General features: G+C 62.7%; 18 protein-coding genes. 7 read left to right on the top strand and 11 right to left on the bottom strand.

Features of this window, described 5'->3' with window-relative positions:
* Positions 1 to 3: 3 nt before the first annotated feature.
* From hflX to trkA, 4 genes are all read right to left on the bottom strand, one after another.
* Entirely contained in the window at positions 4 to 1,275 is a 1,272-nt protein-coding gene (gene hflX / locus ACR3EL_RS07270) for a GTPase HflX (RefSeq protein ID WP_093962232.1), read from the bottom strand.
* Entirely contained in the window at positions 1,275 to 1,514 is a 240-nt protein-coding gene (gene hfq / locus ACR3EL_RS07265; RefSeq protein WP_005982826.1) for an RNA chaperone Hfq, read from the bottom strand. Before hfq ends, hflX begins: the two co-directional genes overlap by 1 nt.
* Positions 1,515 to 1,647: 133 nt before the next feature.
* Positions 1,648 to 3,186: a TrkH family potassium uptake protein gene (locus tag ACR3EL_RS07260; RefSeq protein ID WP_170338373.1), complete on the bottom strand. Its 1,539-nt coding sequence runs from the start codon at positions 3,184 to 3,186 to the stop codon at positions 1,648 to 1,650.
* On the bottom strand, positions 3,186 to 4,562 hold the full coding sequence (trkA, locus tag ACR3EL_RS07255) for a Trk system potassium transporter TrkA (RefSeq protein WP_093962234.1): 1,377 nt from the start codon (positions 4,560 to 4,562) through the stop codon (positions 3,186 to 3,188). The genes ACR3EL_RS07260 and trkA overlap by 1 nt, the downstream gene beginning before the upstream one ends.
* Before the next feature lie 96 nt (positions 4,563 to 4,658).
* Here trkA and ACR3EL_RS07250 point away from each other — a divergent pair, with 96 nt between their 5' ends.
* Positions 4,659 to 5,138, top strand: a complete 480-nt coding sequence (locus ACR3EL_RS07250; protein WP_093962235.1) for a hypothetical protein — start codon at positions 4,659 to 4,661, stop codon at positions 5,136 to 5,138.
* Positions 5,139 to 5,148: 10 nt separating this feature from the next.
* Here ACR3EL_RS07250 and ACR3EL_RS07245 read toward each other — a convergent pair whose 3' ends face one another.
* The 7 genes from ACR3EL_RS07245 to dusB all read right to left on the bottom strand — a co-directional run bounded on the left by ACR3EL_RS07245 (position 5,149) and on the right by dusB (position 14,257).
* Positions 5,149 to 6,330, bottom strand: coding sequence for an MFS transporter (locus ACR3EL_RS07245; RefSeq protein ID WP_170338372.1), 1,182 nt, complete (start codon positions 6,328 to 6,330; stop codon positions 5,149 to 5,151).
* 43 nt (positions 6,331 to 6,373) lie between these two features.
* Positions 6,374 to 6,946 carry a helix-turn-helix domain-containing protein gene (locus ACR3EL_RS07240; protein WP_254437751.1) on the bottom strand — a complete coding sequence of 191 codons (573 nt, stop codon included), beginning with the start codon at positions 6,944 to 6,946 and terminating at the stop codon, positions 6,374 to 6,376.
* 40 nt (positions 6,947 to 6,986) lie between these two features.
* Complete coding sequence (ntrX, locus tag ACR3EL_RS07235) at positions 6,987 to 8,396, bottom strand: nitrogen assimilation response regulator NtrX (RefSeq protein WP_093962238.1); 1,410 nt, start codon at positions 8,394 to 8,396, stop codon at positions 6,987 to 6,989.
* The gene (locus ACR3EL_RS07230) at positions 8,393 to 10,681 is read right to left on the bottom strand and encodes a sensor histidine kinase NtrY-like (protein ID WP_480721001.1); all 2,289 of its coding nucleotides are present in this window, start codon (positions 10,679 to 10,681) and stop codon (positions 8,393 to 8,395) included. Before ACR3EL_RS07230 ends, ntrX begins: the two co-directional genes overlap by 4 nt.
* 99 nt (positions 10,682 to 10,780) lie before the next feature.
* Entirely contained in the window at positions 10,781 to 12,148 is a 1,368-nt protein-coding gene (locus ACR3EL_RS07225; RefSeq protein ID WP_170338872.1) for a response regulator, read from the bottom strand.
* Positions 12,149 to 12,164: 16 nt separating this feature from the next.
* Positions 12,165 to 13,244, bottom strand: coding sequence for a two-component system sensor histidine kinase NtrB (locus ACR3EL_RS07220; protein ID WP_170338366.1), 1,080 nt, complete (start codon positions 13,242 to 13,244; stop codon positions 12,165 to 12,167).
* Complete coding sequence (gene dusB, locus ACR3EL_RS07215; RefSeq protein WP_170338364.1) at positions 13,241 to 14,257, bottom strand: tRNA dihydrouridine synthase DusB; 1,017 nt, start codon at positions 14,255 to 14,257, stop codon at positions 13,241 to 13,243. Before dusB ends, ACR3EL_RS07220 begins: the two co-directional genes overlap by 4 nt.
* A 152-nt stretch (positions 14,258 to 14,409) precedes the next feature.
* Here dusB and ACR3EL_RS07210 point away from each other — a divergent pair, with 152 nt between their 5' ends.
* From ACR3EL_RS07210 to ACR3EL_RS07185, 6 genes are all read left to right on the top strand, one after another.
* Positions 14,410 to 15,540 carry a bifunctional 2-C-methyl-D-erythritol 4-phosphate cytidylyltransferase/2-C-methyl-D-erythritol 2,4-cyclodiphosphate synthase gene (locus tag ACR3EL_RS07210; RefSeq protein WP_170368556.1) on the top strand — a complete coding sequence of 377 codons (1,131 nt, stop codon included), beginning with the start codon at positions 14,410 to 14,412 and terminating at the stop codon, positions 15,538 to 15,540.
* Positions 15,537 to 16,034, top strand: coding sequence for a phosphatidylglycerophosphatase A family protein (locus ACR3EL_RS07205; protein WP_170338361.1), 498 nt, complete (start codon positions 15,537 to 15,539; stop codon positions 16,032 to 16,034). Before ACR3EL_RS07210 ends, ACR3EL_RS07205 begins: the two co-directional genes overlap by 4 nt.
* Entirely contained in the window at positions 16,031 to 16,507 is a 477-nt protein-coding gene (locus ACR3EL_RS07200; RefSeq protein ID WP_170338359.1) for a CinA family protein, read from the top strand. Before ACR3EL_RS07205 ends, ACR3EL_RS07200 begins: the two co-directional genes overlap by 4 nt.
* A gap of 180 nt (positions 16,508 to 16,687) precedes the next feature.
* Complete coding sequence (locus ACR3EL_RS07195) at positions 16,688 to 17,869, top strand: ammonium transporter (protein ID WP_093962246.1); 1,182 nt, start codon at positions 16,688 to 16,690, stop codon at positions 17,867 to 17,869.
* Positions 17,870 to 18,015: 146 nt separating this feature from the next.
* Positions 18,016 to 18,693 (top strand): orotate phosphoribosyltransferase, encoded by a 678-nt coding sequence (locus ACR3EL_RS07190; protein WP_170338357.1) that lies wholly within the window; start codon positions 18,016 to 18,018, stop codon positions 18,691 to 18,693.
* Between the two features lie 201 nt (positions 18,694 to 18,894).
* Entirely contained in the window at positions 18,895 to 20,385 is a 1,491-nt protein-coding gene (locus ACR3EL_RS07185; RefSeq protein WP_170338355.1) for a replicative DNA helicase, read from the top strand.
* The last annotated feature ends 55 nt before the right edge of the window (positions 20,386 to 20,440 follow it).

Genomic DNA, 20,440 nt, shown 5'->3' with positions numbered 1-20,440 from the left:
TCGTCAGAGGCCCGCGAACTGATTGGCCTGCTTGTCGGTCCACAGAACGGTGATCTCGAACCCGTCCTCGGTCTGTTTTTCATCGCGCACCACGTCCTGACGGAACAGCCAGGCGCGTTTGTCGCCGTCGGCAAAGCCCAGCTTCAAAACCTCTTCCCGGCGCACGCCCTGCAGGATCGTGGCGATCTCGGTCAACAGCGGGTCGATCCCCTCGCCGGTCACGGCCGATATCGGGAACACCGCCGGATCGCGCTCGGCCCGGGCCTGCACGGCATCGCGGTCCTCATCGGACAGCAGGTCGATTTTGTTCCAGACTTCAAGCTGAGGGCGGGTATTGTCCACACCCAGCGAGGCCATGATCGTGCGCACATCCTCGGCCTGCTCCTCGGTCTCGGCATGGCTGATGTCGCGCACATGCACGATCAGGTCGGCGGCCAGAACCTCTTCGAGCGTGGCGCGGAAGGCCGCGACCAGTTCGGTCGGCAGGTTCGAGATGAAACCCACCGTGTCTGACAGGATCACCTCGGGCCCGTCGGGCAGTTCGATCCGGCGCATGGTCGGGTCCAGCGTGGCAAACAGCATGTCCTTGGCCATGACTTCAGCCCCGGTCAGGCGATTGAACAGCGTGGATTTGCCCGCGTTGGTGTAGCCGACCAGCGCCACGATCGGATACGGCACCTTGGCCCGCGCGGCCCGGTGGAGCGTCCGTGTCTTCACGACCTTCTGCAGCTGACGACGCAGCCGCACCAGTTGATCGTCGATCGCACGCCGGTCGGCCTCGATCTGGGTTTCCCCCGGTCCGCCGACAAAGCCCAGCCCACCGCGCTGACGTTCCAGGTGGGTCCAGGCTCGCACCAGCCGCGTCCGCTGATAGCTCAGCGCGGCCATCTCGACCTGCAGCACACCCTCGCGCGTGCGGGCGCGGTCCGAGAAGATTTCCAGAATCAGCCCCGTCCGGTCGAGGATCTTGACCTTCCACGCCTTTTCCAGGTTGCGCTGCTGAACCGGGGTGACCGGCCCGTCGATCAGAACCAGCTCGATCTCGTTTTCCGCAAAACGCGCGCCCAATTCCTCGATCTTGCCGCTGCCGAACAGCAGGCCGGGCTGCGCCCGCGGTAGGCGCACAATCTCGGACCCGATCACATCCAGATCGGGCAAAGCGGCAGCCAGTGCCACCGCCTCTTCCAACGCCGGAACGGGGTCGCGGCGCTGGTCATCTGACTTGATATCGGGATGCAGCACCCAAGCCCGGGTGCGCCTCCGGTCATGTTCCATCAAGAGGCGTCTTCGCCCTCATACAGGTTGATCGGCTGCGACGGCATGATGGTCGAGATCGCGTGCTTGTAGACAAGCTGCGACTGTCCGTCGCGGCGCAACAATACGCAGAAATTGTCGAACCAGGTGATGACACCCTGCAATTTCACACCGTTGATCAGGAAAATTGTAACGGGAACCTTTGCTTTCCGTACATTGTTCAGGAAGGCATCCTGAAGATTCTGTCTGTCCGAAGCCATATTTTGTTATCTCGCCGTTGTTCTTGCTTACGCGCTGCGGACCAACGCGCTCCCTCCGCGCGAGTATGGAGTGACGCGCAGAGATATTCCAGATGAAAAATCAGGCAGTAACGTGAAGGCCCGAATTGGCGGTTCAATCCCGCCACAGGGCCGGAGTGATCAACGCGATGATCGCCAGTGTCTCTAGCCGGCCGATCACCATGCCGGCGCACATGGTCAGCTTGGCTCCGGCCGACAGATCGATCAGACGGATCGGCAGATCGGTGGCCAGTTCGATCAACGGACCGGTCGTGCTCAGCACCGCGACGCTCAGCACCATGGCGCGTTCAAACCCAACCCCTTCGGCAGCGAGAACGACATCAAGCAACGCAAGCGTCAGCGCGAACATCATCAGAAAGACCCACGCGATAAAGGCACCCTGGCTTTGGATGCGGCGGTTGCCACCGCCCGCCCCGCTGACCGATGACGGGTGGATCAGCCTGTCCAGTTCACGCGCGCCATTCAGGTAAAGCGCATAGACCCGCAACAGCTTGACCCCGCCGGCGGTGGTGGCGACCCCGCCCCCGATAAGCGCAAGCCCCATCAACACAAGCCCCGGTGTTCCCAGGCCGGACAACTGTTGCGCGTCGTTCCAATAAGCGCTTTCGAACCCGGCCGTCGTCAGGAACGACATCACCGTGAACAACATGCCCCAGATGACGTTCAGCGTTTGCAGGCCCGTCACCTGCCCGCCGATCTCGGCAACCCCCGCCAGCACTCGGAAGACCAACAGTGCCGCCACGCCGACGACGATCATCAGGCCGATCCGGAATTCTGGATCGTGGTCCAGCCGGGAATAACCCGTTGTTGCGGTGTCCTTTGAAAACGTCAGGCGGGACAAGGCAAAGAACAGGAACAGAAACAGGATGGCCTCGCCGGTGATCCCGGCGGTGGATCCTTCCAACCCGCCCACTGGCGATATGCCGGACGTGGCCATCACCGACATTGCGTGGCAAATGGCCGTCAGGCCCTTTTCTCCGGCGATCAACAGCAAGACCCAGATTACCGCTGTGAGGCTGGCATAAACCGGGGTCAATGTCGCCGTCACACGGAGCAGTCGCCCCCGCGGGTCGACCCTTTCGCTCTGGGCTACGCCAGAAACCGGGCGGCCCGGTTGTCCGCGCGCGGTAATCTCGAACCCGCCCAACGACAGAGGCGCCAGGATCGCAGCCGCCGAGATCCACATCAGCAGCCCACCCATCCAGCCGACGAGTGCCCGCCACAGGTGAACCGGCGCCGACAGGCGCTCGGGGTCGGGAAACAGGTCCGCTCCGGTGGTGGTGATGGCGCTGACCATGTCAAAATAGGCGTTCAGAAAGGTCGTGTTCCCCAACGCGTCATGGACCGGAACGGCCAGAAACAGCGGCAATACCGTCAACGAGCCCAGCAGGACAGCCAACTGCCCCAAGGTTCCGCGCCGCGGTTGCCGGCTGGCCGTCGCCAGACCTACGATCGTGACCAGAAACAGCCCAACCAAACCCGAATAAAAGAACGACCGCGACGTTGGATGGTCATCCAAGGCAAGGGCGTAGATCGCCGGGACCCACATCGCCAAGGACACAACCGCCGTGATCAACAGAAACAGCGGCAGCCGCCGAATTACGCTGATTTTGGGTGCGCGGGCGACAGCCATCAGAAAAAGTCGATCGAAACCTGCATCAGGCGTTCGACCTCGGGTACATCATTGGCCATTGCGAAAATCGCAACCACGTCCTTTTCGTCAATCCGCAGACTGCCAGTGGGCCGCAGGACCTCGTCGCCCTTGCGCACGGCGCCGACCAAGACGCCTTCGGGAAAGTCGATGTCGCGCAGTTTCTGCCCGGCCATTGGCGAGGTCGACAGCACTTCGGCCTCGATCACTTCGGCCTCGGCATCGCCGATCGAATAGACCTGTCGCACCCGGCCATGCCGGATATGGCGAAGGATCGAACTGACGGTCGTGGCCCGCGGGTTGATATAGGCGTCAATCCCCAATGGCCCCATCAAGGCCACCATGCTGGGGTCGTTGATCAGCGCAATCGCCAGCGGACAACCTTCGGCCTTGGCTCGGACCGCAGCCAGCATGTTGGTCCGATCGTCATCGGTGACGGCCAGCATCGCGTCCGCGCGCTCGATCCCCGCTTCGCTCAACAGGGCGGAATCCAGACCGTCGCCGTTCAGAACGATCGTACGCTCCAGCGACTCGGCGGCCAGTTCCGCACAGCGCCGATCACGCTCGATAACCTTTGCACGGATGCGGCCCTCGCGTTCTTCCAGCGTCCGGGCAACTTCGAGGCCGACGTTCCCGCCGCCCACGATAACCACGCGATCCTGCTTTTTCTGCGATTTACCAAAGACTTCCATCGTACGATCAACGTCTTGGACGCTGGTAAAGACATAACATTCGTCACCGACGAACAATTGGTCCTCGGATTCCGGCGCGAAAAGTGTTCCGTCGCGGCGAATACCCACCACGATGGCGCTGAGCGTTGAAAACAAGTCTGTCAGTTGGCGCAGGGGCGTGTTGACGATCGGGCAATCCTCGGCGATCCGAATACCCAGAAGCTGCGCCTTGCCATCCATGAACAGTTCCGTGTCAAAAGCCGCAGGCGCCGACAGGCGGCGCATGGCTGCTGCGGCCACTTCACGTTCGGGGCTGATCACCACGTCGATCGGAAGATGGTCGCGGCGGTACAGGTCGCGATGGATCGCTTCGAGGTAGGATTTCGACCGCAACCGCGCGATCTTGCGCTGGATCGAGAACACCGAGTGCGCCATCTGGCAGGTGACCATGTTCACCTCGTCCGAATGGGTCGCGGCGATGATCATGTCGGCGTCACGGGCTCCGGCCCGCTCGAGCACGTCGGGATAGCTGGCGAAGCCGGCGATGCCCTGAACGTCCAGCGTCTCGGTCGCCCGGCGTACCAGGTCAGGGTTGTTGTCCACAACGGTGACGTCATTCAATTCGCCCGAAAGGTGCCGAGCGATCTGCCAGCCCACCTGGCCGGCGCCACAAATGATGACCTTCATGCCTTTGGCCTTTCTGCCTGAGCGTTTTGAATGACAGATGCCCACAAAGCGGTCAATCGAATTGTCATGACGGCCTGTGTGATGCAAGATAAGCGAATGAAAACAGTGCTTCGATTGCTTGTTCCCCTTGCCCTGCTGGCCGGCTGCGGTCCGTTGTCGATGTATTATCGCGAAGGCGAAAGCGTCTCGCGGATGCAGGCCGAAACGACCGAATGCCAAGTGCAGGCGCTTAAGGATGCACCGGTTGCAAATCAGGTGCGCCAAAGCCCGCCCACCTATTGGCCGGGCCGCACCTATTGCGACGGGCGCGGGCGATGCTACCGCACCGGAGGTTGGTGGGAGCCGGGCCGCGTCTACACCGTGGATGTAAATCAGGGACTGCGAAACACGGTCGAGGCGCAGTGCATGGCTAAAAAGGGATACCGCCCCATCAGCCTGCCGCCCTGTAAACAATCGGTCAAATCGGGCGTTCCGCCGACCCGAACAACCGTCCTGCCGCCATTGGGCACGGCGTCTTGTTTCGTCAAATTCGACGACGGGTCATTCCAGATCATCACCCCGGGGTTGCCGGGCTGACCGACTGAACTCAGCCCAGATCGCCGGGTGACGGTCGCCGGCGGAGTGACAGGAGCAGATGTGCTGCGATGGCGGCTGCATAGAATACAAGTACGGCCACGAACATCGAGCCCTCTCCGGCACGCCAAAGGATTGCAAGCAGAACAGGTGTGCCCAGCAGGTTGCCCGCATTTCCCATCTGCGCCATCGCCCCATAGCTCAGCGCCTGATCCCGGGCCGAGCCATTCAGTTGAGGAACCGCCGCGAAACTGCCGCCCTGCACCAGGCCCAACACCGCAAACAGCACAATGCCGACAACGGGCAGAGGCGCTCCGAAAAACAGCAGAGCCAAGGCAACCATCCCGGCCGCAAAACCAAGATTTACAACCGTGACCGCAGACACGAACGTCAAGAGCACGGGCACCGCGACCCACGACAGCACGATACCCGCCAGCGGCATCAGACTGGCTACAAGAATCGACTGATCCTCGGGCATACGGCCGGGTAGGATCGCCAGCAACGACACGAAGGTCAGAGTGTAGAAGAACCATCCGATCGCCGGTGCTGCCATGCGGGGCGAGCGGTAGGTTTCAAGATGCGTCTGCAGGATGGACCCCAGCCCCCACCCCTGCCGTTCCGTCGCGATGGGCGGAACCTTTGGCGGAAACAGGGCGACCAGTCCTGCAATCAGCGCCATCAGGAAACCGTGGCCCATGAAGTAATCCGCCAATCCAAAACGCTGGATCATCGGCAGGCCGAACCAAGCGTTCAGCGCAAAAGCAACTCCAAAGAAAGAACTCCACAAAACCATGGCGGCATTGCGCGCGGCTCCGCGTGTGATCTGTGCGATCAGCGTCGGAGCGGCAACCACGATCGCCAGATGCGAAACGCCCTCGATGATCCGGCTGCCCAGCATCACGTGAAAGCCGGGTATAGTGGACTGGAACACCGATACAACGCCGCCCAGTAGCAAACCGAACACCAGCAGGCGGACCGGTCCGAACTGCGCGGTAATGGCGCCTGACATGGCCCCCAGCACGGCGCCCATCAAACTGATGATCGACAACAACCAGCCGATCGCATCCCCATAGCCTGGATACAATGCACCGACCGCGTCAAAGGCGACGGCGATCTTGGCGAACTGCGTGGCCGCGCCCAGTCCGGCCAGCCACAACAGGATCACCTGCAGGAATATGCGAAACGATTGAGTCACACCCGCGTTCTACCCTCGCCCCCAGGCAAGGTGAACGCATATATTATGCGGCGCGTACGCGCGTGCCACTGACCAGGCGCACTGGGGTTCCATCGGCCAGATACAGCCGCTCCCATACGATTTGGCCTGCGCTGATGGTGATCTGGTCGTGCACGGCCTGGGAAGTGATGAAAGCCTTGGGATTTGGCGCCTGCAGGTCCCACCAACCCTCGTCCGTCAACTCCATTTCGGCCTGGCGGATCTCGTCGGTGGCAAACTGCCACAGCGACACCCCCAACAACGAGTGCTGGCTGGCTGACCAATCCCGTGCGCGGCTGGGTGAATAGGCCAGACAAACATGGCTCGCCTCGTCCACCAGATGCAGACAGGCTTGCGAACTGCCGACAAGCCGCTTCAGTGCTGCATCGTCGGCGCGGTGATCCGAAAGCGCCGCGAAAACCGCGGCCTGTTGTTCGGGGCTTGGCGTCTGGACCCCGTTTTCCCAGCGCGACACCGAGGCCTGATCTACCCGCATCACATGTGCAAGCGCCGCCTGCTTCATCCCGGTGGCCCGCCGAAGCCGTTTGAGACGACGACCAAAGGCGGGAAATCCCCGCTGGATCATCGATAGCGTCATGGCCGGGCACCTCCCGTTGTCCTGCCGGTATGGCCGACCCCTACTCCGCCGGTTCAGGCTCGTCCAGTTGCGCCACCCGCGCGCCCGACTTGTTCGACGTCACCACACCCAGCGATTTCAGTTTGCGGTGCAAGGCGCTGCGTTCCATTCCCACGAAACTGGCCGTGCGGCTGATATTGCCGCCAAAGCGATTGATCTGGGTCAGCAGATACTCACGCTCGAACGCTTCGCGCGCCTCGCGCAGTGGTAGCGTTGCCAGAGCGCCCGACAGCACGACCCGGCCGGAATCGTCGGCTTTTTCCTCTTCATTCGGCAATTCCCGCGCTTCGATCGGTCCGGTGCCATCACCAAGGATCAAAACCCGCTCGACCAGGTTCTTCAACTGGCGCACGTTGCCGGGCCAACTCATGGTCTGCAGCAGGGCCACGGCCTCTTCCGACAACTCGCGCACAGGGAGGCCCTGGGTTTCGTTGCACATCTCGATGAAATGCTTGGCGAGAACAGGAATATCCTCGCGCCGTTCTTCCAAAGACGGCACTGCGATCGGGACGACATTGAGGCGGTGATACAGCTCTTCGCGGAACCGGTCCGCGGCAATCTCGGATTCAAGGTCGCGGTTGGTGGAAGAGATCACCCGCAAATCGACACGCACGTTGTCCGAGCCACCCACCCGCTGAAACTGCTGATCGACGAGAACGCGCAGGATCTTGGACTGCGTGCCCAACGGCATGTCGGCAACCTCGTCGAAATAGACCACACCGCCATGGGCCTGTTCGAGCAGACCGGACTCAACGCCACGCTCGGCGGATTCACGGCCGAACAGCACTTCTTCCATGCGTTCGGGCTCGACCCCTGCGCAGTTGACCGTGACAAAGGGCGCGTTCGCCCGGTTCGAGTGCGCATGAATGTAGCGCGCGGCGATTTCCTTGCCCGATCCAGCAGGACCACGCAGCATCACCCGACCGTTGGATTTGGTCACCTTGTCCAACTGGCTCAGCATCGCGCGGAACGCAGCCGACTTGCCGATCATGTCGGAATTGCTGACTTCCTTGCGCTTGAGCGAGGCATTCTCGCGACGAAGGCGCGAAGTTTCCATCGCGCGGCGGATTACCACCATCAACTGGTCGATGTTGAAGGGCTTTTCGATGAAATCATATGCCCCCTGCTTGATCGCTGCGACGGCGATTTCGATATTTCCGTGCCCCGATATGATCACCACCGGAACATCCGGATTGTCGCGTTTGACCGCCTTCAGAATGTCGATCCCATCCATGCGGCTGTCCTTGAGCCAAATATCCAGGATCAGCAGCCCGGGTGGTTCTGCGTTGATCGCGGCCATGCACTCGTCCGAGTTTCCGGCCAGCCGGGTGGAATATCCTTCGTCCTCCAGAATGTCGGACACCAGTTCGCGAATATCGCGCTCGTCATCTACGATCAGAATGTCACTCATCTTTGGCCTGCTTTCAGTGTTTTGGTTTTAATTGCCTGCTTTTGCGGCGCTGCGACCGGGGCCGTGTTGGCCTTCGGCAACCGGATCACGGCCATTGCGCCAAAATGGTCCTGTCCGTCGAACACGGGCGCATCCTCAAGGGTCAGCGTACCGCCGTGTTCTTCAATGATTTTCTTGACGATGGGCAGGCCCAGGCCAGTCCCTTCGTCGCGCGTGGTCACATAGGGCTCGAACAGCCGCGCCCGGTCTTCGGGCAGCCCGATGCCGTTGTCGGCGATGGTAATCAGTGTTCCGTCGTCATTCGTGGACAGGCGCACCTTAATCTGCGGGCTGAGGTTGTCGGGCGCACCCTTCTTTTTCAGGGTTTCGATGGCTTCTCCGGCGTTCTTGATAAGATTCGTGAGCGCTTGGTTCAACATCGTCGCGTCCACATCAGCCAATACTGGCTGGTCCGGGATCTCCGCATCGATCTGAACGTCTGGCTGACCGGCCTGCTGCAGCAGAACCGCCTCACGCACCAAGCCCGCGATGTCTTCCTCGTGCCGGTCGGGCTCGGGCATGCGCGCAAACTTCGAGAATTCGTCAACGATCCGGCGCAAATCGTTGGTCTGGCGAACGATCACGTCGGTCATGGATTCCAGGCTGGCGCTGTCCTCTTCATCCAGCTTCCGCGCAAACTTCCGCCGGATGCGTTCGGCGCTCAGCTGAATGGGGGTCAGCGGGTTCTTGATCTCATGCGCGATGCGGCGGGCTACGTCCCCCCAGGCCGCCATACGCTGGGCACTGACCAGATCGGTAACGTCGTCAAAGGCGACCACGTAACCTTCCAGCCTGCCGTCCTCGCCGCGTCGGGTCGCCATCCGGACCAGCAGGTTTTCCAACTGTCCCTTGCGGGTGACCTTGATTTCGTCCTGAATTGCTTCCTGGTTGCCTTCTTTCAGCGCTTCGAACAAAGGCAGGAACTCGGGCACGGCGATGCCGATAGCCAGTTGTTGCTCATGGCCTTTCCAGTCAAGCAAGCGCTCGGCCGAGCGGTTGACGAATGTCACCTGACCATCCGGATCCACCCCGACAACGCCCGAAGTCACCGAACTGAGCACCGAGTCGAACAACCGGCGGCGGCTTTCGATCTGGCGGGTGTTTTCCAGCAGCGTACCCCGCTGCGCCTTCAATTGCCGGGTCATCTGGTTGAAATACCGCCCCAGCATGGCGATTTCGTCGTCGCTGGCCTCCTCGATGACCTGCACGTCCAGATCACCGGCCCCGACCCGCTGCGCGGCCGTGGTCAGACGACCAACCGGGCGCGAGAGCCGCTCGGCGAACCACATGCCCAGCGAAACGGCCGCCAAGATGAGGATTACCGCGAACCCCAGATACAGCAGCCCGAACTCGAACAGCACCCTGCCCCGTTCGTTTTCCAACTGTTGATAGAACTGCGCGGTTTCCTTGGTGTCATCCAAAAGGGTCAACAACTGGCCATCTACGGCGCGGCTGACATACAGGTATCGGTCCAGATAGGCGCGCAGCGGCACCAGAGCCCGGAATTCGTTGTTGGGCCAGTCCGCGATGATCAACAGCCCCTCGTCTCGGGCCTGCTCCAACTGCTCGGGTGTCGGCGGTTCGTAGTTGAACAGATAAGACCTGTCTCCGCGGGCCCGGATTTCACCGCTGCCGTCAATCACGTAGGCTTCGCGCAGTCCGCGCTGAATCTGTGCCTGCCCCTGGGCCAGCACCTCGCGCAGCTCGGCATCCGAGATGTAGAAGTCCAGCTTGCGTGCATTGTCCAGAAACCGCGCAAGAACCGAGGCATCCTGCGTCAGACCCTGTTCGTGCTCTTGTTCATAGGCCTCGGCCGCCGTCAGCGAAGATCCGACCACCTGCCTGACCCGGTCCGAGAACCATCCCTCAAGCCCGATATTCACGGTCAGACCGGCAAAAATCGCAACCGTCACCGTGGGCACCAGCGCCAACAGCGTGAACGCCCCGATCAGCCTCAGGTGTAGGCGAGAGCCCGCCGATTTGGCCCGGCGCGCCGCAACCAGATTGCCCAACTGCCCCAGAACGAGGGCCGCAACGACCAGAATGTAAACAAGGTCTGCAAGCAGAATCAGCCGAAGCGTGGGCGCATTCGCACCTAGGTCAAACGGCCCGATAACAAGGTAGGTCGCAAGGGTCAGGACCGGCCCCAACACAACCAGCCCCAAGGTGCCGAAATTGCGCAGTTTCCGGGACTTACGCCACCGATTCAGGGATAATGCCGGCCGTTTCTGTGCCCGGGATACCACCGTCTGCCCTCATCCTGATGTGCCGCTTTCGCGGCGTACCGCCATATGTCGTGGTCTTTTCCGGGGCTGTGCCCGGATGCCACGGTTTGTGTGGCGAGATTACATCAGTTTGCGCCGACGTGTCACCTGAATATCGAGATCAGTGATTTTTTTGCGCAGCGTATTCCGATTTATCCCCAGCAAATCGGCACATTTTGCCTGATTTCCTCCGGTCGCATCCAGCGCGATTTCGATCAGCGGAGCCTCGACCTCGCGCAGAATGCGCTGGTACAGACCCGGTGGCGGCAGCATGTTTCCATGAAGGTCGAAGTAACGACGTAGATGCCGCGCAACCGACGAAGACAGCTTCTCTCGTTCGCTCCCGCTCAGCAGTGGTTCGGCCTCGGGCTGACTGCCCAAGACGGCCTCGACCTCGGACTTGGTGATTTCGTCGGATCGGCTGGTCAGGCTCAGCCGCCGGATAGCGTTTTCCAGTTGCCGCACGTTGCCGGGCCAGGAATACCGGCGCACAAGTTCGATCGCGTCAGGGCCCAACCGCCGCTTTGTGCCGTTTTCGCGTTCTTCGCGGGCCAGAAAATGCTCGGCCAGCAACAGGATGTCGTCGACCCGCTCGCGTAGGGCTGGCACATGGATGGTGGCACCGCAGAGGCGGTAGTAAAGGTCCTGCCGCACCCGCCCGCTTTCCATCGCCTCGGTCAAGTCCGACTGGCTGGTCGCCATGAAGCGCGGAACGTGGTCGCCGGGCGTGTCCATCATCCGCACGATCCGAGCCTGGATTTCATCGTCCAGGTCTGCAATTTCGTCGATCAGCAACGTACCGCCGCGCACCCGTGCCATGACCCGGGCCGGACCCTCCAGGTCGCGCAGGTCTGCTGCAGTAGCAGTCACAAAGGGCAGTGTCCGCCGGTCTGAGAAATCGTGAATTGCCCGCGCAATCAGAGACTTGCCCGTTCCACTTTCACCTGAAATCATTACCGAAAGATCGGTGTTCATGACCCGGGCGACCAATCTGTACAGGGCTTGCATCACCGGGGTCCGGCCGACCAATGGCAGCTCGTCGGGGCGGTCTTCGGATGTGTCCGCGGGTTCGATCTGAACACGTTGCTTGCGGTCCAGAGCCCGGGCGGTGCGCTTCATCAGATCCGGCAGGTCGAACGGCTTGGGCAGATAGTCATAGGCATCCGCCTCGGCCGCCTGGATCGCCGTCATGATCGTGTTCTGGGCCGAGATCACGATCACCGGCAGGCCCGGCCGGTCCTGCGCGATTTTGGGCAGCATTTCCAACCCGTTGCCATCGGGCATGACCACGTCCGAAATCACCACGTCGCCCTTGCCCTCGCCGACCCAACGCATCAGCGTCGTCAGGGACGAGGTCGCATGCACCTTGCAGCCCGCCCGCGTGAGGGCCTGGGTCAGAACCGTCCGGATCGTTCTGTCATCATCTGCAACCAGTACCGTGCCATCCATCTGGTGTTCTCCTTTATTATTCTTTGCCCTGCCCTGCCTCGCGCGGTGCGCGGCGCAGCGACAGCCGGAAGACTGTCCGCCCCGGAACCGACTCGGCCGTGATCCAACCGTCGTGGTCGGACACGATCTTGCTGACCAACGCCAGGCCAAGGCCGGTGCCGTTCTCCTTGCCGGATACGAACGGGTCGAAAATGTCGCCGCGGATGTCCTCGGGCAGGCCCGGGCCATCGTCAATGATCTCGATCTGCAGCGGTAACGAGTGGCCCGAGCCATCACTGCGCCGCAGGCGGAAGGAATGTTCGAAATAGGTGTGCAGGCGGATAATTCCGCCCTCGGGGCCTGCTGCCTCGGACGCGTTCTTGAGCAGGTTCAGAACCACCTGTAACAGCTGATCCGGGTCACCATAGGCCAGTGGCAGCGACGGGTCGTAATCCTCGATGATGGTCATGTCCGCGCCAAAGCCCAACAGCGCCGAGCGGCGCGCGCGGTCTAGGACATCGTGGATGTTGACGGGCTTGAACTCGGGACGCGAGAGGTTTCCGAACTGCTCGACCTGCTCGAGCAGCTTCACGATCCGGCGACTTTCGGCCACGATAAGATCTGTAAGCTCAAGGTCTTGCGGGCCGATATTCATGCTCAGCAACTGCGCGGCACCGGTGATCCCGGCCAGCGGGTTCTTGATTTCATGGGCCAGCATCTCGGCCATGCCGATCGCCGACTGCGCCGCCGATTTGACCGTGTTGCCGCGGGTCATGCGGCTGGCCAGTTCGCGCGGCGAGACGATCATGATCATCGACCCCGGGTGCCCCAGCAAAGGCGCGATCTGCAGCGCGCATTGCAGCGGCGCGCGATTGCCCGAGCCCACGTCCACGTCATTAACGAACAGCGGCGTGCCCTGCTCGCGGGCGCGCGTGAACGCCTCTTCCAACGGCGCGTCCACGGCGATCTGGTCCCAGACCGGATGCCCGACCACCGATTTGCGTGAGGCGTTCAGGAATCCCTCACCCGAGGAATTGACATCCGCGATGCGATCCTCGGGGTCGATGATGAAGGCGGGAACCGGCAGCGATGCCCAGATGACCTGATCCGAAATCATGCTGCCACCTCGGCATTTTCCGCCAACGCGTCGCCGATCAGCCGCAGAACTTCGGCCGGATCGCGCGCGGTCAGGACCGCGCGGCGCAGCGACGCCGGCGTTCCGGCCTCGTCCATGTACCAGCCCAGATGCTTGCGTGCGACACGCAGCCCCAGATCGGTGCCATAGAACCCCAGCATCGCTTCATAATGCGCCCGCACCATGTCGGCCAGATCGTCGCCCTCGGGAACCTCTGGCGCCGGCGTCCCCCACAACTCGTGCGCGATCTGCGCCAGCAGCCACGGTTTGCCCTGCGCGCCACGGCCCACCATGACGCCATCCGCGCCCGACTGTTCCAGCGCCGCCTGCGAACGCTCGGGGCTGGTGATGTCGCCATTGGCCACGACGGGAATGCTGACGGCATCCTTGACGGCGCGGATCGCGGCCCAATCCGCCTCGCCCTTGTAGAACTGACAGCGCGTGCGCCCGTGGATCGTCACCATCTGGACGCCGGCCTCCTGCGCCCGCCGCGCCACGTCCGGCGCGTTCAGCAGCGTGTCGTCCCACCCCAGTCGGGTCTTGAGCGTCACCGGCAAATCTACCGCACCCACAACCGCCTCGATCAGGGTCAGGGCGTGGTCGGGCGTCTTCAACAGGGCCGAGCCGGAATAACCGTTCGTCACCTTCTTGGCCGGGCAGCCCATGTTGATGTCGATCACACGCGCGCCCCGGTCGGCAACCTGCCGCGCGGCCTCGGCCATCCAATAGGCGTCGCGCCCGGCCAGTTGTACGGCGGTGTTTTCCACATCCGCCGACAGCTCGGCCCGTTCGCGCACGCCGGGCTTGGCCTGCACCATTTCCTGGCTGGCGACCATCTCGCTGACCACCATCCCGGCGCCGAACCGCATGACGAGGTCGCGAAACGGCCGGTCGGTGATTCCGGCCATCGGCGCCAGCAGAACCGGCGGGGTCAAAGTTTTCTCGGCAATTCGCAGCGTCAACGTGCCTAATCCTTGAGCAATTGCGGGTTTCATATCGAATCCGGGGCATATGAACAACAAATCCGCGACCAACAAGCCCGCAAAATCATCATGTGCCTAATTTTTAATCGACTTACCGCGAGTGATTGCCTCTGCTTTCACCGCCGCCTAAACACGGAAGCCAAACGAAGGTCGGAAATTCAGACATGACAACCGCCGCAATCATCGTCGCCGCCGGGCGCGGCCTGCGCGCCGGAGGGGGCCAGCCCAAGCAGTGGCGCCCCTTGGCCGAGCGGCGTGTGGCCGACTGGACGATCGAGCGGATCAGGGCGCAGGTGCCACTGGTCGTGCTGGTCCTGTCCCCCGATGACCCCGAGGCTTGGGCGGACTTCGCCGACAGCGGCCTGATTCTTGCGCCCGGCGGCGCAGACCGAGCCGAATCCGTGCGCAACGGGCTGCAGGCGCTGGCCGATCGCGGCGTCAGCAAGGTTCTGATTCATGACGTAGCTCGGCCCTGTGTCAGCGCGCGGGTCATTGGTGACGTGCTGGCGGCCCTCGACACCCACGCCGCCGCGGCGCCGGGGCTGCCCGTCACCGATGCGCTGTGGACCGGAGAGAACGACCAGGTAACCGGCACCCGAGATCGCGCGGGCCTGTTTGCCGCGCAGACGCCGCAGGGGTTCCGCTATGACGCCATCGTGTCCGCGCATGCGGCGCATCCCGGCGGGGCCGCCGATGATGTCGAGGTTGCCCGCGCCGCCGGGATTGACGTGGCCATCGTGCCGGGCGACGCGGACAATCTGAAAATCACACGGCCCGAGGATTTTGCCCGGGCCGAACGCATATTGAGGTCAGACATGGATGTAAGGCTGGGCAACGGATATGATGTGCACCGGTTCGGGCCGGGCGATCACGTGATCCTGTGCGGCGTTGAGGTCCCGCATGATCGGGGGCTGCAGGGCCATTCCGACGCGGATGTGGGCATGCACGCCGTCACCGACGCGATCTATGGCGCGCTGGCGCAGGGCGATATCGGCCAGCACTTTCCCCCGTCCGACCCGCAATGGAAGGGCGCCGCCAGCGAGATCTTTCTGCGCCATGCGGTGGATCTGGCCGCGCACATGGGCTTTCGCATCTCGAACGTCGACTGCACGCTGGTCTGCGAATACCCCAAGATCGGCCCGCACGCTGCGGCGATGCGGCAGAAAATGAGCGAAATCATGGGGCTGGACGCCGACCGCGTGTCGATCAAGGCCACCACGTCCGAGCGTCTGGGCTTTACCGGGCGCAAGGAAGGCATCGCCGCTATCGCGACCGCCTGTCTGGTGAAACCATGACCCTGGCGCGCCTGATCGGAACCGTGGGCGGGGTCGGTTACCTGCGCCCTGCCCCCGGCACCTGGGGCTCGCTGGCCGCACTGCCTTTGGCCTTGGCGCTGCACCTGCTGGGTGGCTTCCCGCTGCTGGCCGTCGCAACCGTCGCCGTCTTTGTGGCCGGCACCTGGGCCACAGGTGTCATGACCGCCGGGCAGGACGATCACGACCCTTCGGAGATCGTCGTCGACGAGGTCGCGGGCCAGTTCATCGCCATCTGGGCCGTGTCCTATCCAGCCTGGGCGCATGACATCGCGATCACCGCCCTGTGGCCGGGCTGGATCGCCGCGTTTTTGCTGTTCCGCTTGTTCGACATCACCAAACCCGGCCCCATCGGCTGGGCCGACCGGCGCGGCGACCCCTTGGGCGTGATGCTGGACGACGTGATCGCGGGCGCGTTCGCCGCCGCGGGGGTTCTGATCCTGGCCGGGATCGCACATGGAGTACTGGGCCTATGACCGTCGCCGAACTGCTCGACCGCGCCAAGGCGCTGAACGTCATGATCGCCACCGCCGAAAGCTGCACGGGCGGCATGGTTGCCGCCGCGCTGACCGACATTCCCGGCAGTTCGGCCGTGGTTGACCGAGGCTTCGTCACCTATTCCAACGCCGCCAAGCAGGACATACTGGGCGTGCGCGCCGACACGCTGGCGGCCCATGGGGCCGTCTCCGAAGAGGTCGCCCGCGAAATGGCCGAGGGTGCGCTGGCGCATTCTCAGGCGCAGCTTGCGGTCTCGATCACCGGCATCGCGGGGCCCGGCGGGTCCGAGTTCAAACCCGAGGGCCGGGTTTGTTTCGGCCTCGCCGTCACAGGCCAGCCCACCCTGACCGAAACCGTCGAGTTCGGCGCCGCGGGCCGCGCCAATGTCCGACGCGCGGCGCGGGATCATGCGCTTAAGCTGCTGGAAAACGGCCTTTCCGAAGTCGCCTAAATTTTTGGCACCCACCCGGACAAGGCGCACTTTTTGTCACCACTTGGAAAAAGGACGCCAAAACAGGCACCTTTTTCACAGCCTGCCTCTTTTTTCCTCGGCCGCCGTTCGGTTGAACCCTCGGCACGTCACTCACACCGCGCCCCTTGGCGCAGCTACAGGAAAGAGGAGAACGGCCCAATGAACGGAGCCGATACCGCCTGGATCATCGTCGCGACGGCGCTGGTCTTGTTCATGACCTTGCCGGGCCTCGCCCTGTTTTATGGCGGGCTGGTGCGCGCCCGCAACGTGCTGAGCGTTTTCATGCACTGTTTCGCGATCGCCTGCTTGATGAGCATCCTGTGGCTGGTCGCCGGGTATTCGATCGCCTTCGGTGACGGCGGTTCGGGCCTGTGGGGCGGGCTGGGCAAGGCGTTTCTGAACGGCGTCGATGCCGACAGCCTGTCAGGCACCCTGCCCGAGGTGCTGTTCTTTGCCTTCCAGATGACCTTTGCCATCATCACTCCGGCTCTGATCGTAGGCGCCTATGTGGAGCGCGTGGGCTTTGGCTTCGTGTTGGTCTTCTCGGGCCTTTGGATGCTGCTGTGCTATGCGCCGGTGGTTCATTGGATCTGGGGCGGCGGCATCCTGACCGATGGCGGCATTCTGGGCGAAATCGGCGTGCGCGATTTCGCCGGTGGCATCGTGGTGCACGAAACCGCCGGTCTGGCCGCTCTGATCATCGCGTGGGTCCTGGGGCCGCGCAGGAACCGCACCACCCCGCCGCACAACCCCGGATACGTCATGATCGGGGCCGCGATGCTGTGGGTCGGCTGGTTCGGCTTCAACGGCGGCTCGCAGCTGGCCGCGGATGGCGGCGCGGCCATGGCGCTGACGGTCACGCATATCTCGGCCGCCACCGCATCGCTCAGCTGGGCGCTGTGGGAGCGGATCAAGTACGGCAAGGCCTCGCTGGTCGGTCTGGTCACCGGAACCATCGCGGGTCTGGCCTCGATCACGCCGGCCTCGGGCTATGTCGATCCGGTTCAGGCGCTGATCATCGGCGCGGTCGCCGGCATCCTGTGCCAAGAGGCGGTAAACGTGGTCCGCAACGTGCTGAACATCGACGATACGCTGGACGTGTTCGCCGTGCATGGCGTGGGCGGCATTTTCGGCACCATCATGATCGCCGTTTTCGGCCTGGGCGCCTGGACCGCGCAGCTGGGCGGGCTGGTGATCGTGGGTGTCTTTACGTCAGTTGTCACATTTGTGCTGATCAAGGTGGTTGCGCTTGTCACCCCGCTTCGCGTAGACGCCGAGACCGAGACGAACGGGCTCGACCTGTCGGTCCACGGCGAACGGGCCTATGACATGAGCAGCTAAGCCCACCTTGGCTGGCTCGACTGCCCATCCGGGCATCAAGCGGACCTCTTGCGAGGTCCGCTTTTCTTTTGGGCCAACCCCTCTCGACATCGGGCCGGTCGGCAGGCTATCAGCCCGCAACGTCATTTCAGCACCGAGGTCCCGCCATGATCCCCAGTTCCTTTCCCGACAGCACGGAAATCGCCCGCCTGACCGCGCGGATGCTGCTGGAGATCAAGGCGGTGCATTTCAACGCGCGCGAGCCGTTCACGCTGGCCAGTGGCCTGCCCAGCCCCACCTATATCGACTGCCGCAAGCTGATCTCGTACCCGCGCATCCGGTCGACCCTGATGGACTTCCTGACGGTCACCGTCATGCGGAATGCCGGCTTCGAAGCCTTCGACAACATCGCCGGCGGTGAAACCGCGGGCATTCCCTTCGCCGCGATGGTTGCCGAGCGCATGGCCCTGCCGATGACCTATGTGCGCAAAAAGCCCAAGGGCTATGGCCGCAACGCCCGGATCGAAGGGGTCATGACCGAAGACCAGCGCGTGCTTCTGGTCGAGGACCTGACCACTGATGGCGGCTCGAAACTGTCCTTTGTGGACGCGATCCGCGAAACGGGCGCCACCTGTGGGCATACGGCGGTGATCTTCTACTATGGCATCTTCCCCGAAACCGAAAAGACGCTCGGCGATCATGGCGTGCAGTTGCACCACCTGTGCACCTGGTGGGACGTTCTGGCCGAGGCCAAGGCGCAGGGCACCTTTGACGCGGAAACGCTGGACGGGGTCGAAGCCTTCCTGAACGACCCGCGCGGCTGGCAGGAGGCCAACAAGAGCTGACTATCTGGCCATTGTTGACGGCCGGGAAACACTGGCCGTCAGCCTTGCTGCCTATCCACAAGATGTTGACGAATGACCAGTCCCTGCGGCAAGATGCAGGAGCGGAAGATATGCACAGCATATCCCCAGAAAACATACAATTTGCCCCGACTCACGGGGCCGAGATATGACCTTTGTCCCATGGGGACAGCGAGAGCAGCAATGAACGAGATCAGCAGTATCGAGCAGGCAGCGGCGCAGATTCAGAACGCCGAGACCATGCCGCATTCCATCGAGGCCGAACAGCAGCTTCTGGGTGCGATCCTGACCAACAACGACCTGTATGACCGGGTCGCCTCGATCATCGGGCCCGAGCATTTCTATGACCCGGTCCATGCCCGTATCTATGAGGTCGCCGCCGCGCGCATCGCCAAGAACGCGCTGGCATCGCCGGTGACTCTGAAATCCTTCATGGCCGAGGACGAGGGTTTGAAGGAACTCGGCGGCCCGGCCTATCTGGTCAAGCTGGCCGGGGCCTCGATCAGCGCCTTCGCCGTGCATGACTATGCCCAGATGATCTATGATCTGGCGATCCGGCGCGAACTGATCCGGCTTGGCCGCGACATCTCGGACAAGGCCGCGCGGGTCGAAGTGGCCAGCGAACCCAAGGAACAGATCGTCGAGGCCGAACAGAAGCTCTACAAGCTGTCCGAACAGGGCCAGACCGAACAGGGGTTCAAATCTTTCCTCAAGGCTGTGACCGAGGCGGTGAATGTCACCAACGAGGCCTATCAGCGCGGCGGCGGCATGGCCGGGATTTCGACCGGGCTGGCCGATCTGGACAAACAGCTGGGCGGGTTGCACCCGTCGGACCTGATCATCCTTGCCGGGCGTCCGTCGATGGGTAAGACCTCGCTGGCGACCAACATCGCGTTCAACGTGGCCAAAGCCTATAAGCGGGGTCAGCGCGCCGATGGCACCGAGGGTGCGGTGGACGGCGGCGTCGTCGGTTTCTTCTCGCTGGAAATGAGCGCTGAGCAGCTGGCCGGACGGGTTCTGGCCGAGGCGTCCGAGATCTCCAGCCACAAGATCCGCCAAGGGGACATGACCGAGGACGAGTTCCGCCGTTTCGTCGATGCGGCCAAGGCGCTGGAAGCCTGTCCGCTTTACATCGACGACACGCCGGCTCTGCCGATCAGCCAGCTGGCGGCCCGGGCGCGGCGGCTCAAGCGGACGCATGGGCTGGACCTGCTGGTCATCGACTATCTGCAGCTGTGCCGAGGCATGTCCGACAACCGCGTGAACGAGATCGCCGAGATCTCGATGGGTATGAAGGCTATCGCGAAAGAGCTGAATATTCCCGTCATCGCCCTGTCGCAGTTGTCGCGTCAGGTCGAGAACCGCGACGACAAGCGCCCGCAGCTGTCCGACCTACGCGAATCCGGCTCGATCGAGCAGGACGCCGACGTGGTGATGTTCGTGTTCCGCGAAGAGTACTACAAAGAGCGCGAAAAGCCTGGAGATCACGAGCTGGAGAAGATGGAAGAGTGGAAGCAGGCCATGGAACGCCTGCACGGCAAGGCCGAGGTCATCGTCGGCAAGCAGCGCCACGGCCCCATCGGCACGGTCGAGCTGTCCTTCGAGGCGCAGTTCACCCGATTTGGCAACCTTGTCAAACCCTGGCAGCAGGGTAGCCAGATCGAAGGCTACTAAGCCTATCAGGCCCGAATCCATGTGCCGCGGCCCAATGCGCCGGATGAACGATCTG

The organism is Ruegeria sp. BJ3 (genome assembly GCF_056535665.1).
Note: the sequence above shows the minus strand (reverse complement) of the source record. Positions and strands in the feature narration are given on the sequence as shown.